The sequence below is a fragment of the Streptococcus suis genome (assembly GCF_002964045.1).
Classification (GTDB): domain Bacteria; phylum Bacillota; class Bacilli; order Lactobacillales; family Streptococcaceae; genus Streptococcus; species Streptococcus suis_U.
This window is the reverse complement of sequence record NZ_POPB01000631.1, coordinates 1-309: the sequence shown is the minus strand read 5'-3', so window position 1 is coordinate 309 and position 309 is coordinate 1. Positions and strand designations below refer to the sequence as shown.

The 309-nt window shown below is 41.7% G+C and carries 1 pseudogene; it reads right to left on the bottom strand.

From position 1 onward, the window contains the following. Nucleotides 1-309 (bottom strand): annotated as a pseudogene (locus tag C1E99_RS13750) (sucrose-6-phosphate hydrolase); the annotation flags it as partial.

Below are 309 nucleotides of genomic sequence, written 5' to 3'. Positions count from 1 at the left end.
TTGACCACAGTTGCCACGGTCTAATGTGATCTGGCCTTGTTCAGTGTCTACAGACAAGACCAAGCCTTTTTCTTCTTCATTTGCGAACAATACGATTTCATGCTTCGTGCCTGCTGAAAAATCAAGTTCTAATTCGTAAACATTATTGGTTTCTTTTTGGGCTGAAAATGGCTGAGCTTCTTTACGAAGACTGGTAATAGCATCGACTGGATATTGGTAGAGCTTACCGTCCTTGATGGTTAATTCTTTAACCAATGACAGACAGCCTTGGTAGTCATAAGCATCGGTTGGGTATTCCACATCTGGAAG